This window comes from Streptomyces sp. NPDC127084 (assembly GCF_042724175.1).
Lineage (GTDB): Bacteria > Actinomycetota > Actinomycetes > Streptomycetales > Streptomycetaceae > Streptomyces.
Window position 1 is genome coordinate 26,273 of sequence record NZ_JBHXFA010000031.1, and the last position, 20,713, is coordinate 46,985.

Below are 20,713 nucleotides of genomic sequence, written 5' to 3' on the forward strand. Positions count from 1 at the left end.
CCCCGCTCCGCCCGGCGCGGGGGGCGCGGGCGCGGCAATTCGGCGTAAGTGCACCTCAGCCCAGCAGCTCCCTGACCACCGGCACCAGCGCCCTGAAGGCCTTCCCCCGGTGGCTGATCGCGTTCTTCTCCTCCGGGGACAGCTGCGCGCACGTGACGTCGTAGCCCTCCGGCTGGAGGATCGGGTCGTAGCCGAAGCCGTTGGTGCCGACTGGTGCGTGGCGCAGGATGCCCGGCATGCGGCCTTCGACCACGCGTTCGGTGCCGTCGGGGAGGGCGAGTGCCGCGGCGCAGGCGAAGTGGGCGGTGCGGTGGGGGTCGGCGATGTCGGTGAGCTGGGCGAGCAGCAGGTTGAGGTTGGCGGTGTCGTCGCCGTGGGTGCCGGACCAGCGGGCCGAGAAGATGCCGGGGGCGCCGCCGAGGACGGTGACGCAGAGGCCGGAGTCGTCGGCGATGGCTGGGAGGCCGGTGGCGCGGGCGAGGGTGTGGGCCTTAAGGAGGGCGTTCTCGGCGAAGGTGACGCCGGTTTCCTTGACGTCGGGGATGTCGGGGTAGGCGTCCGCGCCGACGAGGTCGTGGCTGAGACCTGCGTCGGCGAGGATCGCGTGGAGTTCGGTGATCTTGCCGGGGTTGCGGGTCGCGAGGATCAGGCGGGTCATGGGCCCAGTATCCCGAAGGCGGCCGCCGGTATCACCGGGGTTCAGCAGGGCTCAGGGGCCCCGGCGAGTCCCGGGTGTTCAGGGGGAGCAGACCTTGCCGATCTCGGCGGCGGCGTCGGTGATGGGCTGGATGTCCGGGGTGGTGTCGCCGCCTTCGACGGCGGTGCGGACGTTGTCGACGCCCTTGGTGAGGTTGTCGACGGCCTTGGCGAGGTCGGCGTTGTCGGTCGTGTCCTTGAGGTTGCCCAGTTCCTGGTCGATGTCGTTGAGGGCTTCGGTCAGCTGGGTGGGGTCGTTGCTCGCACTGGACACCGCCTGGGAGAGGTTGTCGACGCTGGTGGCTATCGCGTCGGCGGTCTTTACACAGTCGAACGCTTTGTCGACCGCGCTGCATCCGACGGCTCCGGTGAGTGCGACGGCGGTGACGACGGCGAGTGCGATTCGGCGGCTGCGCATGGAACGTGGTCCTCCCCTGGATGTGGACGGGCGCACGGTTCGGCCCGTACGCCCGTGTGGTTCATGACGCCGCTGGGGGCGTTTTTGGTTGCGCTTTACCTTTGGAGGGTGCGGGCGAGTGCCTCGGTCTGGAGTGCGGCGAGGTCGGCGCAGCCGCCGGTGGCCAGGTCGAGCAGGGCGTTGAGTTCCTTGCGGTCGAAGGGTTCAGCTTCGGCTGTGCCCTGGACTTCTACGAAGCGGCCGTCGCCGGTGCAGACGACGTTCATGTCGGTTTCGGCGCGTACGTCTTCCTCGTAGCAGAGGTCGAGCAGGGGGGTGCCGTCGACGATGCCGACGGAGACGGCGGCGACGGTGCCGGTGAGGGGCTGCTTGCCGGCGCGTACGAGTTTCTTGCCTTGGGCCCAGCTGACGGCGTCGGCGAGGGCGACATAGGCGCCGGTGACGGCGGCGGTGCGGGTGCCGCCATCGGCTTGGAGGACGTCGCAGTCGAGGACGACGGTGTTCTCGCCGAGGGCCTTGTAGTCGATGACGGCGCGTAGGGAGCGGCCGATGAGGCGGGAGATCTCATGGGTTCGGCCGCCGATTTTGCCGCGTACGGATTCGCGGTCGCCGCGGGTGTTGGTGGAGCGCGGCAGCATGGAGTACTCGGCGGTGACCCAGCCTTCGCCGCTGCCTTTGCGCCAGCGCGGCACGCCTTCGGTGACTGAGGCGGTGCAGAAGACCCGGGTGTCGCCGAAGGAGATGAGTACGGAGCCTTCGGCGTGCTTGCTCCATCCGCGTTCGATGGTGACGGGGCGGAGCTGGTCGGGGGTGCGGCCGTCGATTCGAGACATGGGGTTGAGCCTAGTGCTTACATCATGTCTTCGATTTCGGCGGCGATGGGGTCGGCTTCGGTGCCGATGACGACTTGGATGGCGGTGCCCATTTTGACGACGCCGTGGGCTCCGGCTGCTTTGAGCATGGCTTCGTCCACCAGGTCGGGGTCGCTGACTTCGGTGCGTAGGCGGGTGATGCAGCCTTCGACTTCCTCGATGTTGTCGAGGCCGCCGAGCCCGGCGACGATTTTCTCGGCCTTGGTGGCCATGTGCTTCTCCTTGCGGGTACGTACTCAGTCGGCGGCCGGTACGCACAGCACCGGGATTTTCGAGAGGTGCAGGAGTTTGTGGGGGACGGCGCCGAGCAGGGCGCCGCGCAGGGGGCTTTCGCCGTAGCTGCCGACGACGATGACGCGTGCCTGGTGGCGTTCGGCGGCGTCGAGGAGGGCTTGGGCGGGGCTCTCGTCGAGCATTTCGACGATGGTCGTGACGTCTGCGGTCCGGGCGGCGTCGACGGCGTGGGTGAGGGCGATCCGGCCGGTCTGGCGCAGGGCTTCGGTGTGGGCGCGGTATTCCTCGCCCATGGCTCCGGGTGCCGCGGCACCGTAGACCAGGACGAGGGGTTCGCCGAACGCCGCGGAGATTTCGATGGCGACGCTCAGGGCGCGTACGGCTCCGGGTGATTCGTCGTATCCGAGGACGATCGGCATGTCAGGGCCCCTCTCCTGGTGTGCCGTCGCCGTGGTCGCGGTGCCGGTGTCCGTGTCCGTGTCCGTGCGGGTGGCTTTTGGCGCTCTGTACCGCGGCGGGGTCGGCGACGCCGCGGCGTTCGTGCCAGAAGCGTGGTGCGCGGAGCCAGCGGGCGATCATGATGATCACTCCGGCGGCCGCGATGCCGATTCCGATGACGAGTGGTGGTCCGAGGCCGAACCATGAGACGCCGCTGTAGGAGTTCGCGGGGTTGGCCATGTCGATGACGGATTCCACGAGCAGCCAGATGAGCAGTACGGCGCCGATGACGGGGCCTACTCCGATGAGGAGGAGGTTGCGGATGCTCTCGGTGAGGTGGTGCCGGTAGTAGACGGCGCAGGCGATGCCGGTGAGCGCGTAGTAGAAGGCGATCAGCAGGGAGAGCGCGGTGAGGGAGTCGAAGAGGGCGTTCTCGCTGATGCGGCTGATGACGAGGTACCAGACGATGGCGACGGCGGCGACGGCCCAGGTGCTGATGTGCGGGGTGCGGAACCGGGGGTGGATGCGTGCGAAGACGGAGGGCAGTGCGCCTCGCCTGGCCATGGAGAGGCCGGTGCGGGAGGACGGGATGATCGTCGTCTGGGTGGAGGCGAGTGCGGAGGTGCAGACCGCGAAGAGCACGACCCAGTCCCAGCCGCCGAGTACTTTTCCGGCCAGTAGGGCGAAGATGAATTCTTCTTCGGAGGCGTTTTCCGCGAGGTAGGCGGGCCCGGCGAACGCGACGACGGCGATGGTGACGGACAGGTAGGTCACGAGCAGGATGACCGTGGACCAGATTCCGGCGCGGCCGGGTGCGCTGGCGGAGTCCTTTACTTCTTCGGTGAGGTTGACCGCCGATTCCCAGCCCCAGTACATGAACACGCCGAGCAGTAGTCCGGCTGTGAGCGATCCGCCCCCGGCGCCGAACGGGTTGAGCCATCCGATGTCGGGTTCGACCGGGGTGAGCGGGCTGGTGCCGGAGTAGACCCGGTAGACGGCGACGACGGCGAAGACGAGGAGGGAGACGACCTGCGCGAGGATCAGCACGTTCTGTACGTGGGCCGATGCTTCGGTGCCGATCACGCAGATGGCTGTCATCACCAGGATGACCAGGACGGTGAGTACCTGGCGGATGACATCGTTCTGTGCCCAGCCGTCGAGGCCGAGGGTGAGCAGGCCGAAGCCGACGGCGACGTCGGCGAGGGATCCGACGACCAGTACGCCGGTCATCATGATCGCCCAGCCGCCGAACCAGCCGGGCCAGGGGCCCATGGCCCGGGTCACCCAGGAGAAGGTGGTGCCGCAGTCCTGGTCGACGCGGTTGAGGTAGAAGAAGGCTGATGCGATGAGCAGCATCGGTACGAAGGAGGCCAGCACCACGCCGGGGGCGTAGAGGCCGACGATGGCGACGACCGCGCCGATGACGGCGGCCAGGGAGTACGCGGGGGAGGTGGAGTTGATGCCGATGACGAGCGCGTCGAGGAATCCGATCGCGTTGTGCTTCAGCTCTCCCGGCGCGTCCTTGTCGGTGTGCGAGCTGGGTGGCGGTGGGCGGTTGTCCACGACGTCATCGGCCATGTTTCCTCGCTGCGCGGGATGATGTGCCAGTGAGATATGTTCGTTACATCCGTTTTATGAACTTCGAGTGATTTTATACGGACGTTCCGCGACGGCGCGCGTTCAGGTATCGCGACCCAGCCGCACGACTCAACCGGGGGCTCAGGCGCGCGACTCGGCCGCGCGACTCAGATCTCGTAGACGGCGCCCGGGACCGCCAGCTCCGCCGGGCCCTCGTAGACGGCGCGGGCGTCCGCCAGGTTCCGCTCGGCGTCCGTCCACGGCGGGATGTGGGTCAGTACGAGCCTGCCCACTCCGGCGCGGGTGGCGTGGGCCCCGGCCTCACGCCCGTTGAGGTGGAGGTCCGGGATGTCCTCCTTGCCGTGGGTGAAGGCGGCCTCGCAGAGGAAGAGATCCGTCCCGGTGGCGAGATCCACGAGAGACTCGCACACCCCGGTATCACCCGAATAGGTGAGCGATCTACCGCCGTGTTCGAGTCGGATGCCGAAGGTCTCCACCGGGTGGGCGACCTTCTCCGTGCGCACCGCGAAGGGGCCGATCCGGAAGGCTCCCGAGGTGAGGACGCGGAAGTCGAACACCTCGCTCATGGACTTGTCCGACGGGGTGTCCGCGTAGGCGGTGGTGAGCCTCTGCTCGGCTCCTTCCGGGGCGTACACCGGGATGGCGTCGCAGCGGCCTCCGTCGTGGCGGTAGTAGCGAGCGACGAAGTACCCGCACATGTCGATGCAGTGGTCCGCGTGGAGATGGCTGAGGAAGATCGCGTCGAGGTCGTAGAGCCCGATGTAGCGCTGTAGCTCGCCGAGGGCTCCGTTACCCATGTCGAGGAGCAACCGGAAGCCGTCGGCCTCGACCAGGTAGCTCGAACAGGCCGATCCCGCGGACGGGAACGACCCCGAGCAGCCGACGACGGTGAGCTTCATGGAGCTTGGACCTCCGGGGCGGACGGGCGGGATTGGCAGGGGGCTTACGGGCAGCCCGTGGGGGGCCTGCGGTCAGCGGGGGCGGCGCGGGGATGTCGTACGGTGCGACGAGCGTAAGGCGCGAAAGGGCCCCGCGCTCCTTCGCGGCTGCCCGTTGTGGGGGAACTCACCTGTGCTGTCACCGGATAGGGCGATGAGTGCGGGGGCGTGCGCGGGGGCGGGCGCGGCCGAGTGCGCGCCGGTACCGTCTCCCCTATGGATACGTCCTGGTGGCTCGCGCTCGGCGCGGTGGTGGTGATCGCGCTGTCGGCGGGGGCGGCCCGGATACGGCCCGGTTCGCGGCGCAGGCCGCCCGGCGGAACCGGTGGCCCGGCCGGACCGGGCAGAACGGCCAGACCAGGCGGTCCAGGTCGTCCGGGAAGACCAGGCAGACAGGGAAAGGCGGGCGCACCCGGGAGGCGTCCGGCACCGGCCGGACCTGGGACCGGGGCCGGGGCCGAGGCCCAGCGGATGCCGCAGCCCGGTGAGATCTGGTGGGCGGATGTGCCGTACGAGGACGGCCCGGGCTCCAAGGACCGCCCGTGTCTGGTGCTCCGGGTGCGCGGCGGCGCGGTCCGCGTGGCCAAGATCACCAGCAAGTACCACGACGCCCGTCCGGGGGTGATCCCGCTGCCGCCCGGGGCGGTGGGCGACGCCCAGGGGCGTCCGAGCTTCCTGGAGACCGACGAGGTGCGGGACGTACGTGTCCGCGACTTCCGGCGGAGGGTGGGGGTGATGGACCCGCTCCTGTGGGACCAGGTCCGCCGGATGTCGGCCTGACATCGCCACCACCAACCGCTCAGCCGGGCCCCAGGTCCGAAAGCTCGGACGCCCGAGGACTCAGGCCCAGAGCTGTCCTTGCAGTGCCTCGATCGCGGCCTCGGTGCTCGGGGCCGTGTAGACACCGGTCGAGAGGTACTTCCAGCCACCGTCGGCGACGACGAAGACGATGTCCGCGGACTCCCCCGCCTTCACGGCTTTGCGCCCGACGCCGATCGCCGCGTGCAGCGCGGCGCCGGTGGACACACCGGCGAAGATGCCCTCCTGCTGGAGCAGTTCCCTGGTGCGGGTGACGGCGTCGGCCGAGCCGACCGAGAAGCGGCTGGTCAGCACCGAGGCGTCGTAGAGCTCGGGTACGAAGCCCTCGTCCAGGTTGCGCAGGCCGTAGACCAGGTCGTCGTAGCGCGGTTCGGCGGCGACGATCTTGATGTCCGGCTTGTGCTCGCGCAGATAGCGGCCCACGCCCATGAGGGTCCCGGTGGTGCCGAGGCCCGCCACGAAGTGGGTGATCGACGGCAGGTCGGCGAGGATCTCCGGGCCTGTGGTGGCGTAGTGCGCGCCCGCGTTGGCGGGGTTTCCGTACTGGTAGAGCATCACCCAGTCCGGGTTCTGCCCGGCCAGTTCCTTGGCGACGCGGACGGCCGTGTTGGAGCCGCCGGCGGCCGGGCTGGAGATGATCTCGGCGCCCCACATGGCGAGCAGTTGGCGGCGCTCAGCGCTGGTGTTCTCCGGCATGACGCAGACGATGCGGTAGCCCTTGAGCCTGGCGGCCATCGCGAGGGAGATCCCGGTGTTGCCGCTGGTGGGCTCCAGGATGGTGCAGCCGGGGGTGAGCCGGCCGTCCTTCTCCGCCTGCTCGATCATATGGAGCGCGGGACGGTCCTTGACCGAGCCGGTCGGGTTGCGGTCCTCCAGCTTGGCCCAGATGCGGACGTCATCCGACGGGGACAGTCGCGGCAGCCGTACCAGCGGGGTGTTGCCGACCGCGGCGAGCGGGGAGTCGTAGCGCATCGGGCACCGGTCCTGTCAGACCATGCCGCCGGCGACGGCCGGCAGGATGGTCACGCTGTCGCCGTCGGCCAGCTTGGTGTCGATGCCGTCGAGGAAGCGCACGTCCTCGTCGTTGAGGTACACGTTCACGAAGCGGCGCAGCTGGCCGCCCTCCACCACGCGCTCCTGGATTCCGCTGTGCCGGGTGTCGAGGTCGGCGAAGAGCTCGGCGAGGGTCGCCCCGCTGCCCTCGACGGACTTGGCGCCGTCGGTGTAGGTGCGGAGGATGGTCGGGATGCGGACCTCGATGGCCATGGAGTGGGCTCCTGTCGGGAGGGACGTGGTGCGGTGCTGGCGGGTGCGTGCGTTGCGGGGCGCGCGGTCCGGCCCCCGCGCGGGGGCTGGTGCGGTTTGGCCCGCGCGCTCTGGCGCTCGGGCCGGGTCAGGAAACCGCTGGTCAGGCCGTGTCAGGGTGCGGGTGCCGGGTACAGATCGCGCTGGCGAGACGGCACAGGTCGACGTGCAGCCGCGCCACAAGCAGCGGCGTGCCCGGCGTCATCTCTCTCACGTCGTTCGAAACCATGCGCTCATCGTAACGATTCCCGATCGGGCCTCTGTCATGTGATTCCGCAGAGTGGACGAATTCCGTTCGCTATGCGGACAGCGCCGCGGTGGGCGCCCCGTAGGCCTCAGCGGGCCTCAGTAGGCCTCCACGACCTCGACGTCTTCTTCGGTGACCGCCCCGTCGATGATCCGGAAGGAGCGGAACTGGAACGGTCCGGCCTCGTCGGCGTCCGCCGTGGAGACCAGCACGTAGTGGGCGCCGGGCTCGTTGGCGTACGAGATGTCGGTGCGCGACGGATACGCCTCGGTCGCGGTGTGGGAGTGGTAGATGACCACCGGCTCCTCGTCCCGGTCGTCCATCTCCCGGTACAGCTTGAGCAGGTCCGTCGAGTCGAACTCGTAGAAGGTCGGTGAGCGCGCGGCGTTGAGCATCGGGATGAAGCGCTCGGGCCGCCCCCGGCCGACCGGTCCCGCGACCACACCGCAGGCCTCGTCCGGGTGGTCCGCGCGGGCGTGGGCCACGATCTGGTCGTACAGGGCCTGGGTGATGGTCAGCATGATGACGAGAATAGGCGCAGCCGCCTCGGATCTGAGATCCGGGGACCAGTGAGTGAGATCATGCCTCGCGGCCACCGGCCCCGGCTTCCCCGCGGGCGGTATCCGACCGGTCGGCACCGGGATCCGGGCGGTCCGTCTCGGCGAGCAGGGCGCGTACCGTCACCTCCATCACCCGGCGGGCGGCGTCCGGTTCCAGTCCGATGCCGCGCATGTGGTGCCAAGCACCCCACGAGGTCACCGCGTCCAGTCCGTTGAGCAGGTCCGTCCGGCGGTCGTCCGGCAGGGTGTCGAGCTCCTGGGCGAACACCTCGGTCAGCCGCCTGCGGGCGAACTGCAACATCTGCTGGGTGACCTCTTGCACCCGCTCGGACAGCTGCTCCTTGCACATCATCGTCAGCCGTGTCGGGGTGATCCACTCCAGGATGCGCGCCCGCTGCTCGACCAGCGCCGCCACCCGCTCGGTACGCGGCCCTTCGGTCGGCAGCGGCTTGATCTGCGCGGTCAACTGGTCCATCCGGCGGCCGATGGCGGTCTCCAACAGCTGGGCCATGTCGGCGAAGTGGTGGAACACCAGGCGCCGGGACACCCCGGCGCGCTCGGCCACCCGGTCAGCGGGGAACTGCGTATGCCCCTCGTCGAGCAGGGCGAGCATCGCGTCTGCGATCTTCTCGCGAGTCTGCCGCCCGCGCTCGGTGCGGCCGTCCTTGGCCCGCTCATGGGATGCCGGACGTCCGTCCTGGTCCGCGTCCCGACGTCCGCCCTGTCCGCCGCTTTCCGGTGCCCGCCGAAGTGACCGCTTCATCGGTCCTCCCATCCCTGCGTTGACATTATTGCACTTGCGATGCAACCGTGCGGATTGCACACGACTTGCACGCCGAGTGCAAGGACTTTGCTCGAGGTTCCCGGGTGTGGCCGTTCCGTTCCTTACGTCCGCCCGGGAACCTCCGCACGAGGTCCACCACCGCACGAGAGGGACGACTTTCCTGATGCTCCTGTCCGTAGGGCGCTGGTGCGCCCGCAGGCCCAAGCGGACCGTGGCCGCCTGGTTGCTGCTGATCCTCGCCGTAGCCGGCGCCCTGGGGGCGTACGGGCGGGTCACGTCCGAGGTCGTGACCATCCCGGGCAGCGACAGCCAGGCCGCCCGCGACGCCGCCGAGGTGTTCGCCGACTCGGCGTCCGGGCGCCAGCCCGTCGTGCTGTACACGGCGCCCGGCTCCCCCGCGCTCAGCGCCACCGCGCAACGCGAGGCCATCGAGAAGTCCGCCCGTGCCATCGCGGACGTGGACCATGTCGTCGCCGTCACCACGCCTTTCGACCCGACGGGGCGCGGTGCCCTCAGTGCTGACAGGCACACCGGGCAACTCTACGTGGAACTCGACGTCAGCGGCCGGGACATCACCGCCGAGACCACCCGGAGCATCACGGACGCCGCGGCTGCCGCCACCAAGGCGGGTATCGAGGTGACCGCGGGCGGCGATCTCGCCGCCGCTGTGGACCGGGGCAACGCCGGCCACAGCGAGATCATCGGTCTCTCGGCGGCCTTCGTCATCCTGGCCGTCGGCTTCGGCAGCCTGGTCGCGGCCGGAGTGCCGCTGCTCAACGGGGCGATCGGCCTCGGCATCTCGCTGTGCGCCATAGGCCTGGTGGGCCATGTGATGGACATGCCCTCCACGGGCACGACCATCGCGGCGATGATCGGCCTCGGTGTCGGCATCGACTACACGCTCTTCTGCCTCACCCGGTTCCGCGAGCTGCGGGCCGCCGGCGTCGGTATCGAGGACGCGGCGGCGCGCACCACGGCCGGGTCCGGCAAGGCGGTGGCGTTCGCCGGGTGCGCGGTGATCGCCGCGCTGGCCGGGCTGGCGCTGGGCGGTCTGCCGCTGCTGCAGGCACTGGCACTCGCCCCGGGGATCGCCGTGCTGGTGGCCATGGCGGTGACGCTCACCCTGCTGCCCGCGCTGCTCTCACTGCTCGGGCGGCGACTCACGCCGAAGCCCCCGAAGGCACGGAAGGCGCGGCGGCGCGGCGCACGGGCGGACGCGTTCGCAGGCGCGGTCGGCGGCGCGGACGCGGTGGCGGAGCCGGCCCGGACAGCGGAGCGCCCGCACGGGTGGGGCCGTATCGCCGAGTACGTGGCCGCACGGCCGTGGCGCTGCCTGCTCGCGGCGCTCGCGCTGACCGGGGTGCTGGCCATCCCCGCTGCGCAGTTGACGTTCGGTCAGCTCGACGCGGGCGACAAGAAGGCCGGGACGTCCAGCCGTATCGCGTACGACCGGCTCAGCGATGCCTTCGGTCCCGGCGCCACCGCACCTCTGCAGGTGGTGGCCGTCCTGCCCACCCGCGCCTCCGGGGCGGACGACAGCCGGATCACGGACCTGACCGCCGCCTTGCGGGCCACCGAGGGTGTCGCTTCCGTCGGCCCCGCCCAACTGGACTCGGGCGCCACGCACGCCCGCTGGCAGGTCGTCCCCACCACCGCCCCCGGCGACCCGGCGACCGCCGATCTGGTCCACCGGCTGCGGGACGAGACGCTGCCCGAGGCCACCGACGGCACCGGGCAGGTGACCCATGTGGGCGGCCTCACTGCCGCGCAGGACGACATGAACGAGCGCCTGGCCCAGCGGATGCCGCTGGTGGTGGGTTTCGTCCTCGCCGTCGCCGCGCTGCTGCTGCTCCTCGCCTTCCGCTCCCCCGTGATCGCGGTGAAGGCCGCGCTGATGAACGTGGTCTCGGTCGCCGCGTCCTACGGCGTGCTCACCGCGCTGTTCCAATGGGGCTGGGGGGCGGACCTGATGGGGCTCGAAGGGGCGGTGGCGATTCCCGGATACGTCCCCCTGGTGATGTTCGCCGTGCTGTTCGGTCTGTCCATGGACTACGAGGTGTTCCTGCTCAGCGCGGTGCGCGCGGCGTATCTCCGGGAGAAGGACACCCGCCGGGCCGTCGTCATCGGTCTCGCCGGTACGGGACGGATCATCACATCGGCCGCACTGATCATGGTCAGTGTCTTCCTGAGCTATCTGCTCTCGGACGACGCTGTGGTGAAGATGTTCGGCATCGGTCTGGCCGCGGCCGTCGCCCTGGACGCTACCGTCGTACGCGGAGTGCTCGTCCCGTCCACGATGGTGCTGCTCGACCGCGCCAACTGGTGGCTGCCCGGGTGGCTGGACCGGCTGCTGCCGCACATGGCCATCGAGGACGACGGCCATGAGGACGTCCCCGGCGATGCCCGTGAACCGGATCCGGCCCCCCTGTCGCTCGACAAGGAGCCCGACGGCCAGGCCCTGGCCGGCACCGGCACCACGAGCACTATCGGCACTACTGACACCACACGCACCGGAGGTGCTTCGTGAAGCGGCTGAGTGCCCTTCGCCTTCCCCGCCCCCTCAAGCGTCGGAAGCTGCTGTGGACCGGGGCCGCGCTCAGCGTGGTGCTCGTCGCGCTGCCCGTCGCCGACCGGATGGCCGCGTCGGCCGCCGAGGAGCGGCTCGCCGACCGGATCGCCGGGCAGCAGAAGTCCGTGGTCGGCACTCCTGAGGTGAGCATCGACGCCTTCCCGTTCCTGCTGAGCAGCGCCGAGGGCTCGTTCCCCGAGGTGGCGGTGCGGGCCGACGCCGTCACCGGTGAGGGGCATCCGGTAAAGGCGGCGTTGGAGCTGCACGAGGTCAGCGAGAGCGGGAAGGGCGGCGGATACACGGCCGCGAGCGCGGACGCCCGGTTCACCGTACCGCTGAGTTCGCTGAGCGAGGGGCTGGGCGACGATACGTCACTGTCCGCGGAGAACGGGCTGCTACGTATCGATCGGCGGATCTTCGGACTGCCGCTGACCATCGAGGCCGAGCTGCGGCTGTCCGGGCGGACCGTCAGCATGGTGCCGGTGGCCGCGTCGTTCGCGGGCAACCGGATCGACCCGTCGTCGCCGCGGATCGCCGAGGCGTTCAAGGACCGTGAGCGCACCGTGCCGAAGCTGCCCGTCGGCCTCGTCCCGACCCGGGTCGCGGTCACCGATGACGGAGTGGTGCTGTACGCCGGCGCGAAGAACGTTCCGCTGGCCCGAACCGCAAACCCGCCCCGCCACCCCGCGGGGGGGGGGGCCGGGGCGGCGCTCTGGGGCGGGGGGGGGGGGGTGGGGGTTAATTTCATGGGGTTATGGGGGTTGGGTTTTTGCGGGATCCCCCCCATGGCCGCTGCGGGGAGCGATCTATGGGGTGGGCGCCATGAGGAGGGCCCTCTGAGGAGGCTCTACTTGGCGGCGTCCACCGGTTCGTGGGCGGCGTCCGCGGATGCGGGGCGGCCACGCTCACCGAGCTGCGGGTTGCGGCCCTTGAGCACCGCCCAGCCGACCGCCAGACCCACGCCCCAGACCGCGCCCACGATCAGGGAGATGAGGCCGTCCTTTTCGAGCGCGATCATGACGGTGACACCGAGCAGGAAGAGCAGCGCGATCCAGCTTCCGACCGTGCCGCCCGGGGCCGGGAACGAGGAGGCGGGCAGCCTGCCCTGCTTGACCGCGTGCCGGTAGCGGATGTGGCTGATGAGGATCATCATCCAGGTCCAGATACCGGCAGCGGTGGCCACCGAGACGACGTAGCCGAACGCCTTCTCCGGGACCAGGTAGTTCAGGACCACACCGAGACCCATGAGGGCCACGGAGATGGTGATGCCGACGGCAGGGGTCTTGCGGGAGTTGAGCTTCCCGAAGGACTGCGGGGCCTCGCCGTTGGACGCCAGGTCGCGCAGCATACGGCCGGTGGAGTACATACCGGAGTTGCAGGACGACAGCGCCGCGGTCAGCACCACGAAGTTGACGATACCGGCGGCGAGCGGGATCCCGATCTTGTCGAAGGCGTGTACGAACGGGCTCTCACCGGCGTGGAACTCGGTCCACTTGACGACGGAGAGGATCACGAGCAGCGCGCCGACATAGAAGATGATGATGCGCCAGGGCAGTGTGTTGATCGCCTTGGGCAGGGTCTTCTCCGGGTTCTCCGACTCGCCCGCGGTGACGCCGACCAGTTCGACGGCAAGGTAGGCGAACATGACTCCCTGAAGGGTCATCAGGCTGGAGCCGATGCCGTTCGGGAAGACGCCGTCGTGGGACCAGAGGTTGGAGACGGCGGCGGTGTCACCGGCGTCGGAGAAGCCCAGGGTGAGCACGCCGAGACCGATCACGATCATGCCGATGATCGCGGTGACCTTGACCATCGAGAACCAGAACTCGACCTCACCGAAGATCTTCACCGAGATCAGGTTGACGCCGAAGAGCACCACGAGGAAGGCCAGGGCGCTGACCCATTGGGGAATGCTCGGGAACCAGTAGTGCATGTAGATGGCGGCTGCGGTCAGCTCGGCCATACCGGTGACGACCCACATCAGCCAGTAGGTCCAGCCGGTGACGTACCCGAAGAACGGGCCGAGGAACTCACGGGCGTACTCAGCGAAGGATCCGGAGACCGGCCGGTAGAGGAGCAGTTCGCCGAGCGCTCGCATGATGAAGAAGATGATGGCGCCGGCGAGGGCGTACATCAGGATGATGCTGGGGCCGGCCTTCTCGATGTTGGCTCCGGCTCCCATGAAGAGGCCCACGCCGATGGCACCGCCGATGGCGATCATCTGGACCTGCCGGCTGCCGAGCCCGCGCTCGTAGCCTTCCTGCGGAGCGTCCCCGGCGTTGCCGGTGTGCTTGTCGACCTGCAACGAGGTCATGGTGGTGCGCCTTTCTCCATTCTGAATCCGCGAAGCCGCCTTGACGACGTGACTGCGGATCAGGTCCTGATCCCCCCGGATGTGACTGGAGTGCCGCCGGCGGTCTGCCGGTCGAAGCGCCCCCGGGAACATGGGTGGCGTGCCCGAGCGGTCGTGAAGATCTATCACGCACGGCGGGGTGATCACTGCGGGCGATTGTGGCGCACACCACAGAAAGAACCGGACATACGCGTCACTGAACCGCAAACGGGGGTGATGAAATAACGCGATCGTTATCCGGATTTGAGCGTCCGCTGAGCGAACGAACGGTAACGCTACGAAGTCGCCCAGGTCACGGCTCGATCACTCGAAACGGGACGTAAGGAGCGAGACGGCTACCTCGGGAGCGCGAAGCGTCACGCTGCGAGCCGTGCGGCACGAGCGGCACGAGCGGCACGGCATGCCGTTACGACATGAGCGCTTCAACGAGCGTCTCCTGCAGCGCCCCGAGCCAGAGGTACGCCATCACCATGGGCTTGCGCGGATCGGAGTCCGGAAGCCGGTACAGCTCGCCGCTCTCGTCCTCGTCGGAGACCTCCAGTCGGGTGCCGATGGTCAGCCGCAGGTCGTTGAGCGCGCCCAGCCAGTGCAGGCAGTCACCGGCGGTCAGCTTGAGGATCGCGCCACCCTCACCCGCGGCGGTGAGGCCGTCGAGGCTGCGCACCATGGCCAGCGCGTCATCGCGCTTGCGGGTACGCAGGTCGTTCTCCGTGTACCGCCTGAACTCGGCGCAGTACTCGCGAAGTTCGTGGTCCGGTTCCTCATCTCCGGGCTCACCGTAGGCATCCGGGAACAGTCGGGCCAGCGCCGGATCGGCGGGCGGCTCGCTCGGGCCCTCGGTGAACAGCGCGGCCAGCGGGTCCTCGCCCTTGGCCGGTTCCTCGCCCGGTCCGATCAGCTCGAGCAGCTGCACGGCGAGCGAGCGGAGGATGGAGATCTCGACCTCGTCGAGCGCGACGGCCGCGCCGCCACCGGGCAGCGCCTCGAAGTGGCCGGCCATCAGCCGCGGTCCTGGGAGAGCGTCGCCCACAGCCCGTAGCCGTGCATGGCCTGCACATCGCGCTCCATCTCCTCGCGGCTGCCGCTGGAGACGATGGCGCGGCCCTTGTGGTGGACATCCAGCATCAGCTTGTGCGCCTTGTCCTTGGAGTAGCCGAAGTAGGCCTGGAACACGTAGGTGACGTAGCTCATCAGATTGACCGGGTCGTTATGCACGATCGTCACCCACGGAACGTCGGGTTCGGGTACGGCGAAGGTCTCCTCGGCCGATTGGGGACGTTCGATCTCGGTGGGCACAGTCACTCCACCCATGCTGCCACCCGAGGGTGCCCGTCGCACAAACGACCCCCGCGATTCCCGCCGACGGCGTCACAAGCACATCAGGACGAGAGATCTCGTCAGTTTGACGAGATCTGCGCTAGCATCACACCATGGACACCGCGGACCTGATGCCGCAGATCGACGTACCGTCGACCGCGCTCTTCACCGACCAGTACGAGCTCACGATGCTTCAGGCGGCTCTCAAAGCCGGCACGGCCGAGCGCCGCTCGGTCTTCGAGGTCTTCACCCGCCGACTGCCGGCAGGCCGCCGCTACGGCGTGGTCGCCGGCACCGGGCGGGTCCTGGACGCCGTACGGAACTTCCACTTCGACCCTGCGGTGCTCGGCTTCCTCCGCGCCCGCGGCATCGTGGACGAGGCCACCCTGGACTGGCTCTCCGACTACCGCTTCAGCGGCGACATCCTGGGCTATCCGGAGGGCGAGGTCTACTTCCCCGGCTCACCCGTCCTTCGGGTCGAGGGCTCCTTCGCCGAGTGCGTGCTGCTGGAGACGGTGATCCTCTCGATCCTCAACCACGACTCCGCGATCGCCGCCGCTGCCTCCCGGATGTCCAGCGCCGCGGGTGGCCGGCGGCTCATCGAGATGGGCGCCCGGCGTACCCACGAGCTGGCCGCGGTCGCCGCCTCGCGCGCCGCGTACATCGGCGGCTTCGACTCCACATCCGATCTCGCGGCGGGCTTCCGCTACGGGATCCCGACCGTCGGCACCAGCGCCCATGCCTTCACCCTGCTGCACGACACCGAACGGGACGCCTTCCGCGCCCAGGTGGACTCGTTCGGCGGCGGTACGACGCTGCTGGTGGACACATACGACGTCGCCGAGGCCGTCCGCGCCGCCGTGGAGATCACCGGGACCGGCCCAGGTGCGGTGCGGATCGACTCCGGAGACCTGCTGCTGGTCGCCCACCGGGTACGGCAGCAACTGGACGAGCTGGGCGCCCGGGACACCAGGATCGTGGTGACCTCGGACCTGGACGAGTACGCCATCGCCTCGCTGGCCGCCGCGCCGGTGGACGCGTACGGAGTGGGCACCCAACTGGTCACCGGCAGCGGGCAGCCGACCTGCTCCATGGTCTACAAGCTGGTCGCCCGCGCCACCTCGGCCGACCCGGGGGCGCCGCTGGTACCGGTGGCCAAGAAGTCGACCGCGGGGAAGCAGTCGGTCGGCGGCCGCAAGTGGGCGGCCCGCCGGCGCGACGCGCAGGGCGTGGCCGAGGCCGAGGTGCTGGGCACCGGACCGCTGCCGCCGGAGTACGAGGACGGGCAGCTTCTGGTCGAGCTGGTCAAGGGAGGTGAGGTCGTCGGCAGGGAGCCGCTGGACGCGGCGCGCGAACGGCACCGCGCGGCCCGCGTGGCACTGCCGTTGTCGGCGGTGCAGCTGTCCCGTGGCGAGCCTGTGATCCCCACCGAGTACATCGGATGACGTACTGCGGATGATCGGACAGACGCCGTCTCCCGTACCGCGTCCGAAGTCTCTACTCTCGAAACCGTCGAGCACGCCGCATCGTCGCGTCAGCCCGCCGTTTGAGTCACCCGCTCCCCGAGCCACCGCCACCGCCCGTTGAACCACCCCGCCGCCGGCCCCACAGCGAAGGAAACCGCCATGCACCGCGCATTGGTCGTCGTGGACGTGCAGAACGACTTCTGCGAGGGGGGCAGCCTCGCAGTGGCCGGGGGCGCGGATGTCGCCGCCGCCATCACCGACCTGATCGGCGAGTCCACCGCCGGCTACCGCCATGTGGTCGCCACCCGCGACCACCACGTCGCGCCCGGCGCGCACTTCGCCGAGCAGCCGGACTACGTCGATTCCTGGCCGCCGCACTGCGTGGCCGGAACGGAGGGGGCGAGCTTCCACCCGAACTTCGCCCCCGCCGTCGCCAGTGGCTCCATCGAGGCGGTCTTCGACAAGGGTGCCTACGAGGCCGCGTACAGCGGCTTCGAGGGGGCCGACGAGAACGGGATGACGCTGGAGGAGTGGCTGCTGGCCCGGAACGTCAGCGAGATAGACGTGGTCGGCATCGCGACCGACCACTGCGTACGGGCGACGGCGCTGGACGCCTTGCGAGCGGGCTTCCGTGTGCAGGTGCTGCTGGATCTCACCGCGGGAGTCGCGGAGGAGACCGTGTCGCGGGCATTGCGGGAGATGCGCGAGGCGGGCGTGGAGCTGACGGGGAAGCCGGTGGTCTGATCACCGGCCCCGGCTCCCGGCTGCCTTCCCGAGACCGGGTCCCGGTCGCCCGGACCCGGACCCGGGGTCCCAGAGCCTCGTGTTTGCCGGACAGCCGGAGCCGTGCGCCCTCTGAGCGGTTCGTCCTCGTGCACCGAAGGCGCCTCGAAGGCACCTCACCGCTCCCGGACGCGCCCGCGCCTGGACCCGTCCGGGCGAAAACCCCTCCGGGTTAGCGCGCAGGGCTTCCCCGCGGAGTGCCTACGCGCTGCCCGCCGGCCGCAGCAGCGCCCGTATCGGGTGCCACAGCTCCTGCTGCCCGGCGATGCCCTCGTGGGTGCGCCAGACCAGCCCGTCCGGATGGTGCAGCACCGCCGTGATCTCGTCCGGCGTCGGCGGCTCCGCGTTCCCCCGCAGATAGACCGCCCGCAGTCCCAGGTTGCGCAGCCGGGTCAGGGCGCGGGCCCGGTTCGCCGCGTGCACCAGGACCCGTACCGTACGGCCGCTGTCGGCCGGGTCGGGCAGGCCGATGGCCACTACGACACTGCCGCCCGGCATTTTGCAGAATCCTCCGCTGGGCATCCCCAGTCACTCCCCCGTGGGTTCGCTGTCAATAAGAAGGTGGTCAGAGGCACCTAAACACGATCGGCCGCCGCCCGCTAGAGGGCGACGGCCGATCATGACTTGACCTGCGGTTTTACTGACTACTTCTTGGAGGGACCGACCTTCACGGTGATCGTCTCGCCAGACTTCGGCTCCTTGACGATCGAGATCCGGGTGTTGGTGTCAGTAACCTTGACGCCCGCGTTCGGGTTCGTGTCGTAGTAGTAGACACCCTTGCCGTCGTCGAACACCGGGTTGCCTGCGTGCGAGCCGATACGGCGCGCGACATCACCCTTGTGCAGCGTGATGGTGTCCGAGCGGTAGGTGCTGAAGGTCGAGTCGAACGACTGGATGCGGTTGCGCATCAGGGTGCCGTCCGTCCACTTCAGCGGGGTGGCGTTGGCGTCGATCGGAAGGATCAGGCCCTCGCCCGGGTGCTGGCTGGTGTTGTTGTCCTTCTGGGACAGGTCCCACTTCCAGATCAGCAGACCGTTCTGGTACGGGTAGTGCTCGACCCAGCCGTCCTTCGGCGCCTTGAAGCCGAAGTTGTACGGGCCGACCTTGAGGGTGCCGTCGTACGAGACGTACTGGCGGTTCTCGGCCAGGTAGTACTGCTCGTACTCGTTGGTGAAGGACTCGCCGATACGGGAGAAGCCCTTCGCGGTCCAGCCGGCGTCGTCGCCCTCGGCACCGTCCGAGAACAGCGCGGCACCGTCGGCGTTGACCGTGATCGCGTCGGCGGCGAAGCCCTTGCCGCCCGCGCCGCCGTCCGTCTGGTAGCGGAAGCGGACGTCGACCTTCTTGCCGGCGTAGGCGTCCAGCGAGTAGGCGAGCTTCTTGTACGCGCCCGAGACGCCGGTCAGCGCCGGGGCGTCGCTGGCGTCACGGGTGATCGCCTTGCCGTCGGCCGTACCGTCGATCGCGGTCCAGGTGGCGCCGCCGTCCGTCGACACCTCGGTGTAGAGGTAGTCGTAGTCGGCCTCGATGTCCCACCAGCCCGAGAGCTCCAGCGAAGCCTTGGACTTGCCTGTGAGGTCCACGGAGCGGGTGAGGGTGTTCTTGAGGTCGTCACCCATGTCGCTCCACCACTGCTTGGAGCCCTCGGCGGGCGCCACGACACTGGTGGTCTTCTTCTTCTTGGGCAGCTCGACGACCAGAGCCTGCGGGTTCTTGGTGTTGTAGGCCGCCACACCCAGCTTGTGGGTGGAGTTCTTGCCCGCCGTGGCCTTGGTGTAGTTCAGCCAGCCGAGCTGGAGCTTGCTCCACGCATCCATGTCGCCCGGCATGTCGCCGATGCTGTCCTTGCCGGTGCCCAGCCAGGAACCGGAGGACATCAGGGACCAGAAGCCCGTGGAGTTCTCGCCACCGTTGGTGTCGTAGAGGTCCGGCAGACCGAGGTCGTGACCGTACTCGTGGGCGAAGACACCGAGGCCGCCGTTCTCGGGCTGCATGGTGTAGTCGCCGACCCAGATGCCGGACGTGCCGATCTGGGTACCGCCGGCGCGGTTGTTGTCCGGACCGGTCTTGCCCGCGTTGGTGCCGTAGGCGTACCAGCGGTGGGCCCACAGGGCGTTCTCGCCCTCGGCGCCGCCACCGGCCGACTCGTCCTCGCCGGCGTGGACGATCTGGAAGTGGTCGATGTAGCCGTCGGGCTCGTTGAACTCACCGTCGCCGTCGAAGTCGTAGCGGTCCCACTTGTCGTAGTCGGACAGCTGCTTCGTGATCTCGGCGTCGGTCTTGCCCTTGGCCTTCTGGTCGGCGGTCCAGGCGTTGACGCCGTCCTTGACCGCGTCCCAGACGTTGGAGCAGTTCGACTGGCCGCAGTAGTTCGAGCCGTAGCGGGCCTCGTTGTACTCGACCTTGACCCAGTCCGAGACGGTGCCCTCGACCGAGTAACGGCCGGAGGAAGCGCGCTCGTAGTAGGTCTTCAGCGAGTGCTTGGTGTTGCCCTTCTTGTCCTTGCCCTTGCCGAAGTAAAGGTCCTGGAAGTGGGCCTGGTTGTAGTCCTTCTGCCAGGCCGTGGAGTTGTCGACCTCGCGGTCCGGCTGGGCGATCTTGTTGTGCAGCGGGCCGGGGGCGCCGCCGTACTTCTTGACCGCGGGCTCCGGGCCGTCGCCGTCCGGGTCGAACATCGTGGTGTCGTCGACCTTGTCGCCGAACTCCACCAGGATCGTGAAGATCTTGTCGGTCTTCTCACGCCCGAGCTCGACGTACTTCTTCTTGCCGAGCTTGACGACCTGCGACTGACCGCGCTTCTGCACGGTCGCGTCGCCGGACAGCACGCGCTCCAGGGCGGCCTTGCGCTCCTGCTTCTGCTGCTTGCTGAACGGACCCTCGAGGTCGTGGTCGACGTGGTTCTTGTCGCCGGCCTCCGGGGCCGTGCCCGGAGCCGGGTCGTGGCGCTCGATGCCTGCCGGCGAGTTGGTGCTGTCGGCCTGGGCCACGGTGAACGCCGAGGCCGTCGCGCCGGTCGCGGCAAGGGCCACGAATATCGCGGAAGCTCTGATCGCCCGTCGATTGCTGGTCACTTGATGGTGTCCTCCCCCGCGCCCGCGTCATCGCGGAACCTGGAGTGTGGGGAGGGTCCGCGGGCGGTTGCGCGTCACAAGTGACGACATTCGATCGGAGTCACCGGGGAAAAGACAGACCTTGACTTGTGCAAGCCAACTGCACTATGTAGAAGCGTCCTTCCGGTATCCGGACGGGTCGGCGCTCGGAAGACAAGGGAAAACCCTATTGCTCCTCGCGAAGCCGCAGCAGCCTGCGGCCGGCAGA

Annotated in this window: 21 protein-coding genes and 1 pseudogene; 5 read left to right on the top strand and 17 right to left on the bottom strand. The window is 69.1% G+C overall.

What is annotated here, in order from left to right; all coding sequences use genetic code 11:
* Positions 1-55: 55 nt before the first annotated feature.
* From rdgB to ACFWI9_RS10330, 7 genes are all read right to left on the bottom strand, one after another.
* Positions 56-658: an RdgB/HAM1 family non-canonical purine NTP pyrophosphatase gene (rdgB, locus tag ACFWI9_RS10300; protein WP_387160505.1), complete on the bottom strand. Its 603-nt coding sequence runs from the start codon at positions 656-658 to the stop codon at positions 56-58.
* A 78-nt stretch (positions 659-736) separates the two neighbouring features.
* Positions 737-1,114, bottom strand: a complete 378-nt coding sequence (locus ACFWI9_RS10305; protein WP_387160507.1) for a hypothetical protein — start codon at positions 1,112-1,114, stop codon at positions 737-739.
* A 95-nt stretch (positions 1,115-1,209) separates the two neighbouring features.
* Complete coding sequence (rph, locus tag ACFWI9_RS10310) at positions 1,210-1,947, bottom strand: ribonuclease PH (RefSeq protein WP_387160509.1); 738 nt, start codon at positions 1,945-1,947, stop codon at positions 1,210-1,212.
* 17 nt (positions 1,948-1,964) lie between these two features.
* Positions 1,965-2,198 carry a glucose PTS transporter subunit EIIB gene (locus ACFWI9_RS10315; protein ID WP_387160511.1) on the bottom strand — a complete coding sequence of 78 codons (234 nt, stop codon included), beginning with the start codon at positions 2,196-2,198 and terminating at the stop codon, positions 1,965-1,967.
* A gap of 24 nt (positions 2,199-2,222) precedes the next feature.
* The gene (locus ACFWI9_RS10320) at positions 2,223-2,639 is read right to left on the bottom strand and encodes a universal stress protein (RefSeq protein ID WP_387160513.1); all 417 of its coding nucleotides are present in this window, start codon (positions 2,637-2,639) and stop codon (positions 2,223-2,225) included.
* Between the two features lies 1 nt (position 2,640).
* Complete coding sequence (locus ACFWI9_RS10325) at positions 2,641-4,236, bottom strand: APC family permease (RefSeq protein WP_387160515.1); 1,596 nt, start codon at positions 4,234-4,236, stop codon at positions 2,641-2,643.
* A 167-nt stretch (positions 4,237-4,403) separates the two neighbouring features.
* Complete coding sequence (locus ACFWI9_RS10330; protein WP_387160517.1) at positions 4,404-5,156, bottom strand: MBL fold metallo-hydrolase; 753 nt, start codon at positions 5,154-5,156, stop codon at positions 4,404-4,406.
* 255 nt (positions 5,157-5,411) lie between these two features.
* On the opposite strand from ACFWI9_RS10330, the gene ACFWI9_RS10335 reads away from it, so the two are divergent.
* Positions 5,412-5,975 (top strand): type II toxin-antitoxin system PemK/MazF family toxin, encoded by a 564-nt coding sequence (locus ACFWI9_RS10335; protein WP_387160519.1) that lies wholly within the window; start codon positions 5,412-5,414, stop codon positions 5,973-5,975.
* 60 nt (positions 5,976-6,035) lie between these two features.
* On the opposite strand, the gene ACFWI9_RS10340 is transcribed toward ACFWI9_RS10335, so the two are convergent.
* The 5 genes from ACFWI9_RS10340 to ACFWI9_RS10360 all read right to left on the bottom strand — a co-directional run bounded on the left by ACFWI9_RS10340 (position 6,036) and on the right by ACFWI9_RS10360 (position 8,889).
* A complete protein-coding gene (locus tag ACFWI9_RS10340) occupies positions 6,036-6,986 on the bottom strand; it encodes a PLP-dependent cysteine synthase family protein (protein ID WP_387160521.1) in 951 nt (316 codons plus the stop codon).
* A gap of 15 nt (positions 6,987-7,001) precedes the next feature.
* Positions 7,002-7,280 (bottom strand): MoaD/ThiS family protein, encoded by a 279-nt coding sequence (locus ACFWI9_RS10345; RefSeq protein WP_387160522.1) that lies wholly within the window; start codon positions 7,278-7,280, stop codon positions 7,002-7,004.
* A gap of 142 nt (positions 7,281-7,422) precedes the next feature.
* A complete protein-coding gene (locus ACFWI9_RS10350) occupies positions 7,423-7,548 on the bottom strand; it encodes a putative leader peptide (protein WP_387160524.1) in 126 nt (41 codons plus the stop codon).
* Between the two features lie 116 nt (positions 7,549-7,664).
* Positions 7,665-8,087: a Mov34/MPN/PAD-1 family protein gene (locus ACFWI9_RS10355; RefSeq protein ID WP_387160525.1), complete on the bottom strand. Its 423-nt coding sequence runs from the start codon at positions 8,085-8,087 to the stop codon at positions 7,665-7,667.
* A 58-nt stretch (positions 8,088-8,145) separates the two neighbouring features.
* The gene (locus tag ACFWI9_RS10360) at positions 8,146-8,889 is read right to left on the bottom strand and encodes a TetR/AcrR family transcriptional regulator (RefSeq protein WP_387160527.1); all 744 of its coding nucleotides are present in this window, start codon (positions 8,887-8,889) and stop codon (positions 8,146-8,148) included.
* Positions 8,890-9,073: 184 nt separating this feature from the next.
* Here ACFWI9_RS10360 and ACFWI9_RS10365 point away from each other — a divergent pair, with 184 nt between their 5' ends.
* Both ACFWI9_RS10365 and ACFWI9_RS10370 read left to right on the top strand, forming a co-directional pair.
* Positions 9,074-11,437, top strand: coding sequence for an MMPL family transporter (locus ACFWI9_RS10365; RefSeq protein WP_387160528.1), 2,364 nt, complete (start codon positions 9,074-9,076; stop codon positions 11,435-11,437).
* 107 nt (positions 11,438-11,544) lie between these two features.
* Positions 11,545-12,054, top strand: a pseudogene (locus tag ACFWI9_RS10370) (DUF2993 domain-containing protein); the annotation flags it as partial.
* A 272-nt stretch (positions 12,055-12,326) separates the two neighbouring features.
* On the opposite strand, the gene ACFWI9_RS10375 reads toward ACFWI9_RS10370, so the two are convergent.
* From ACFWI9_RS10375 to clpS, 3 genes are all read right to left on the bottom strand, one after another.
* Positions 12,327-13,790 (bottom strand): amino acid permease, encoded by a 1,464-nt coding sequence (locus ACFWI9_RS10375; RefSeq protein WP_387160530.1) that lies wholly within the window; start codon positions 13,788-13,790, stop codon positions 12,327-12,329.
* A gap of 445 nt (positions 13,791-14,235) precedes the next feature.
* Positions 14,236-14,829: a DUF2017 domain-containing protein gene (locus ACFWI9_RS10380; protein WP_387160532.1), complete on the bottom strand. Its 594-nt coding sequence runs from the start codon at positions 14,827-14,829 to the stop codon at positions 14,236-14,238.
* A complete protein-coding gene (clpS, locus tag ACFWI9_RS10385) occupies positions 14,829-15,140 on the bottom strand; it encodes an ATP-dependent Clp protease adapter ClpS (RefSeq protein WP_361286414.1) in 312 nt (103 codons plus the stop codon). The genes ACFWI9_RS10380 and clpS overlap by 1 nt, the downstream gene beginning before the upstream one ends.
* Positions 15,141-15,259: 119 nt before the next feature.
* Here clpS and ACFWI9_RS10390 point away from each other — a divergent pair, with 119 nt between their 5' ends.
* Both ACFWI9_RS10390 and ACFWI9_RS10395 read left to right on the top strand, forming a co-directional pair.
* A complete protein-coding gene (locus ACFWI9_RS10390; RefSeq protein ID WP_387160534.1) occupies positions 15,260-16,591 on the top strand; it encodes a nicotinate phosphoribosyltransferase in 1,332 nt (443 codons plus the stop codon).
* Between the two features lie 180 nt (positions 16,592-16,771).
* Positions 16,772-17,356, top strand: a complete 585-nt coding sequence (locus ACFWI9_RS10395) for an isochorismatase family protein (RefSeq protein WP_387160535.1) — start codon at positions 16,772-16,774, stop codon at positions 17,354-17,356.
* A gap of 240 nt (positions 17,357-17,596) precedes the next feature.
* Here ACFWI9_RS10395 and ACFWI9_RS10400 read toward each other — a convergent pair whose 3' ends face one another.
* Together ACFWI9_RS10400 and ACFWI9_RS10405 are read right to left on the bottom strand one after the other, a co-directional pair.
* On the bottom strand, positions 17,597-17,917 hold the full coding sequence (locus tag ACFWI9_RS10400) for a hypothetical protein (RefSeq protein WP_387160537.1): 321 nt from the start codon (positions 17,915-17,917) through the stop codon (positions 17,597-17,599).
* A gap of 122 nt (positions 17,918-18,039) precedes the next feature.
* Positions 18,040-20,466 carry an immune inhibitor A domain-containing protein gene (locus ACFWI9_RS10405; RefSeq protein ID WP_387160538.1) on the bottom strand — a complete coding sequence of 809 codons (2,427 nt, stop codon included), beginning with the start codon at positions 20,464-20,466 and terminating at the stop codon, positions 18,040-18,042.
* Between the last annotated feature and the right edge of the window lie 247 nt (positions 20,467-20,713).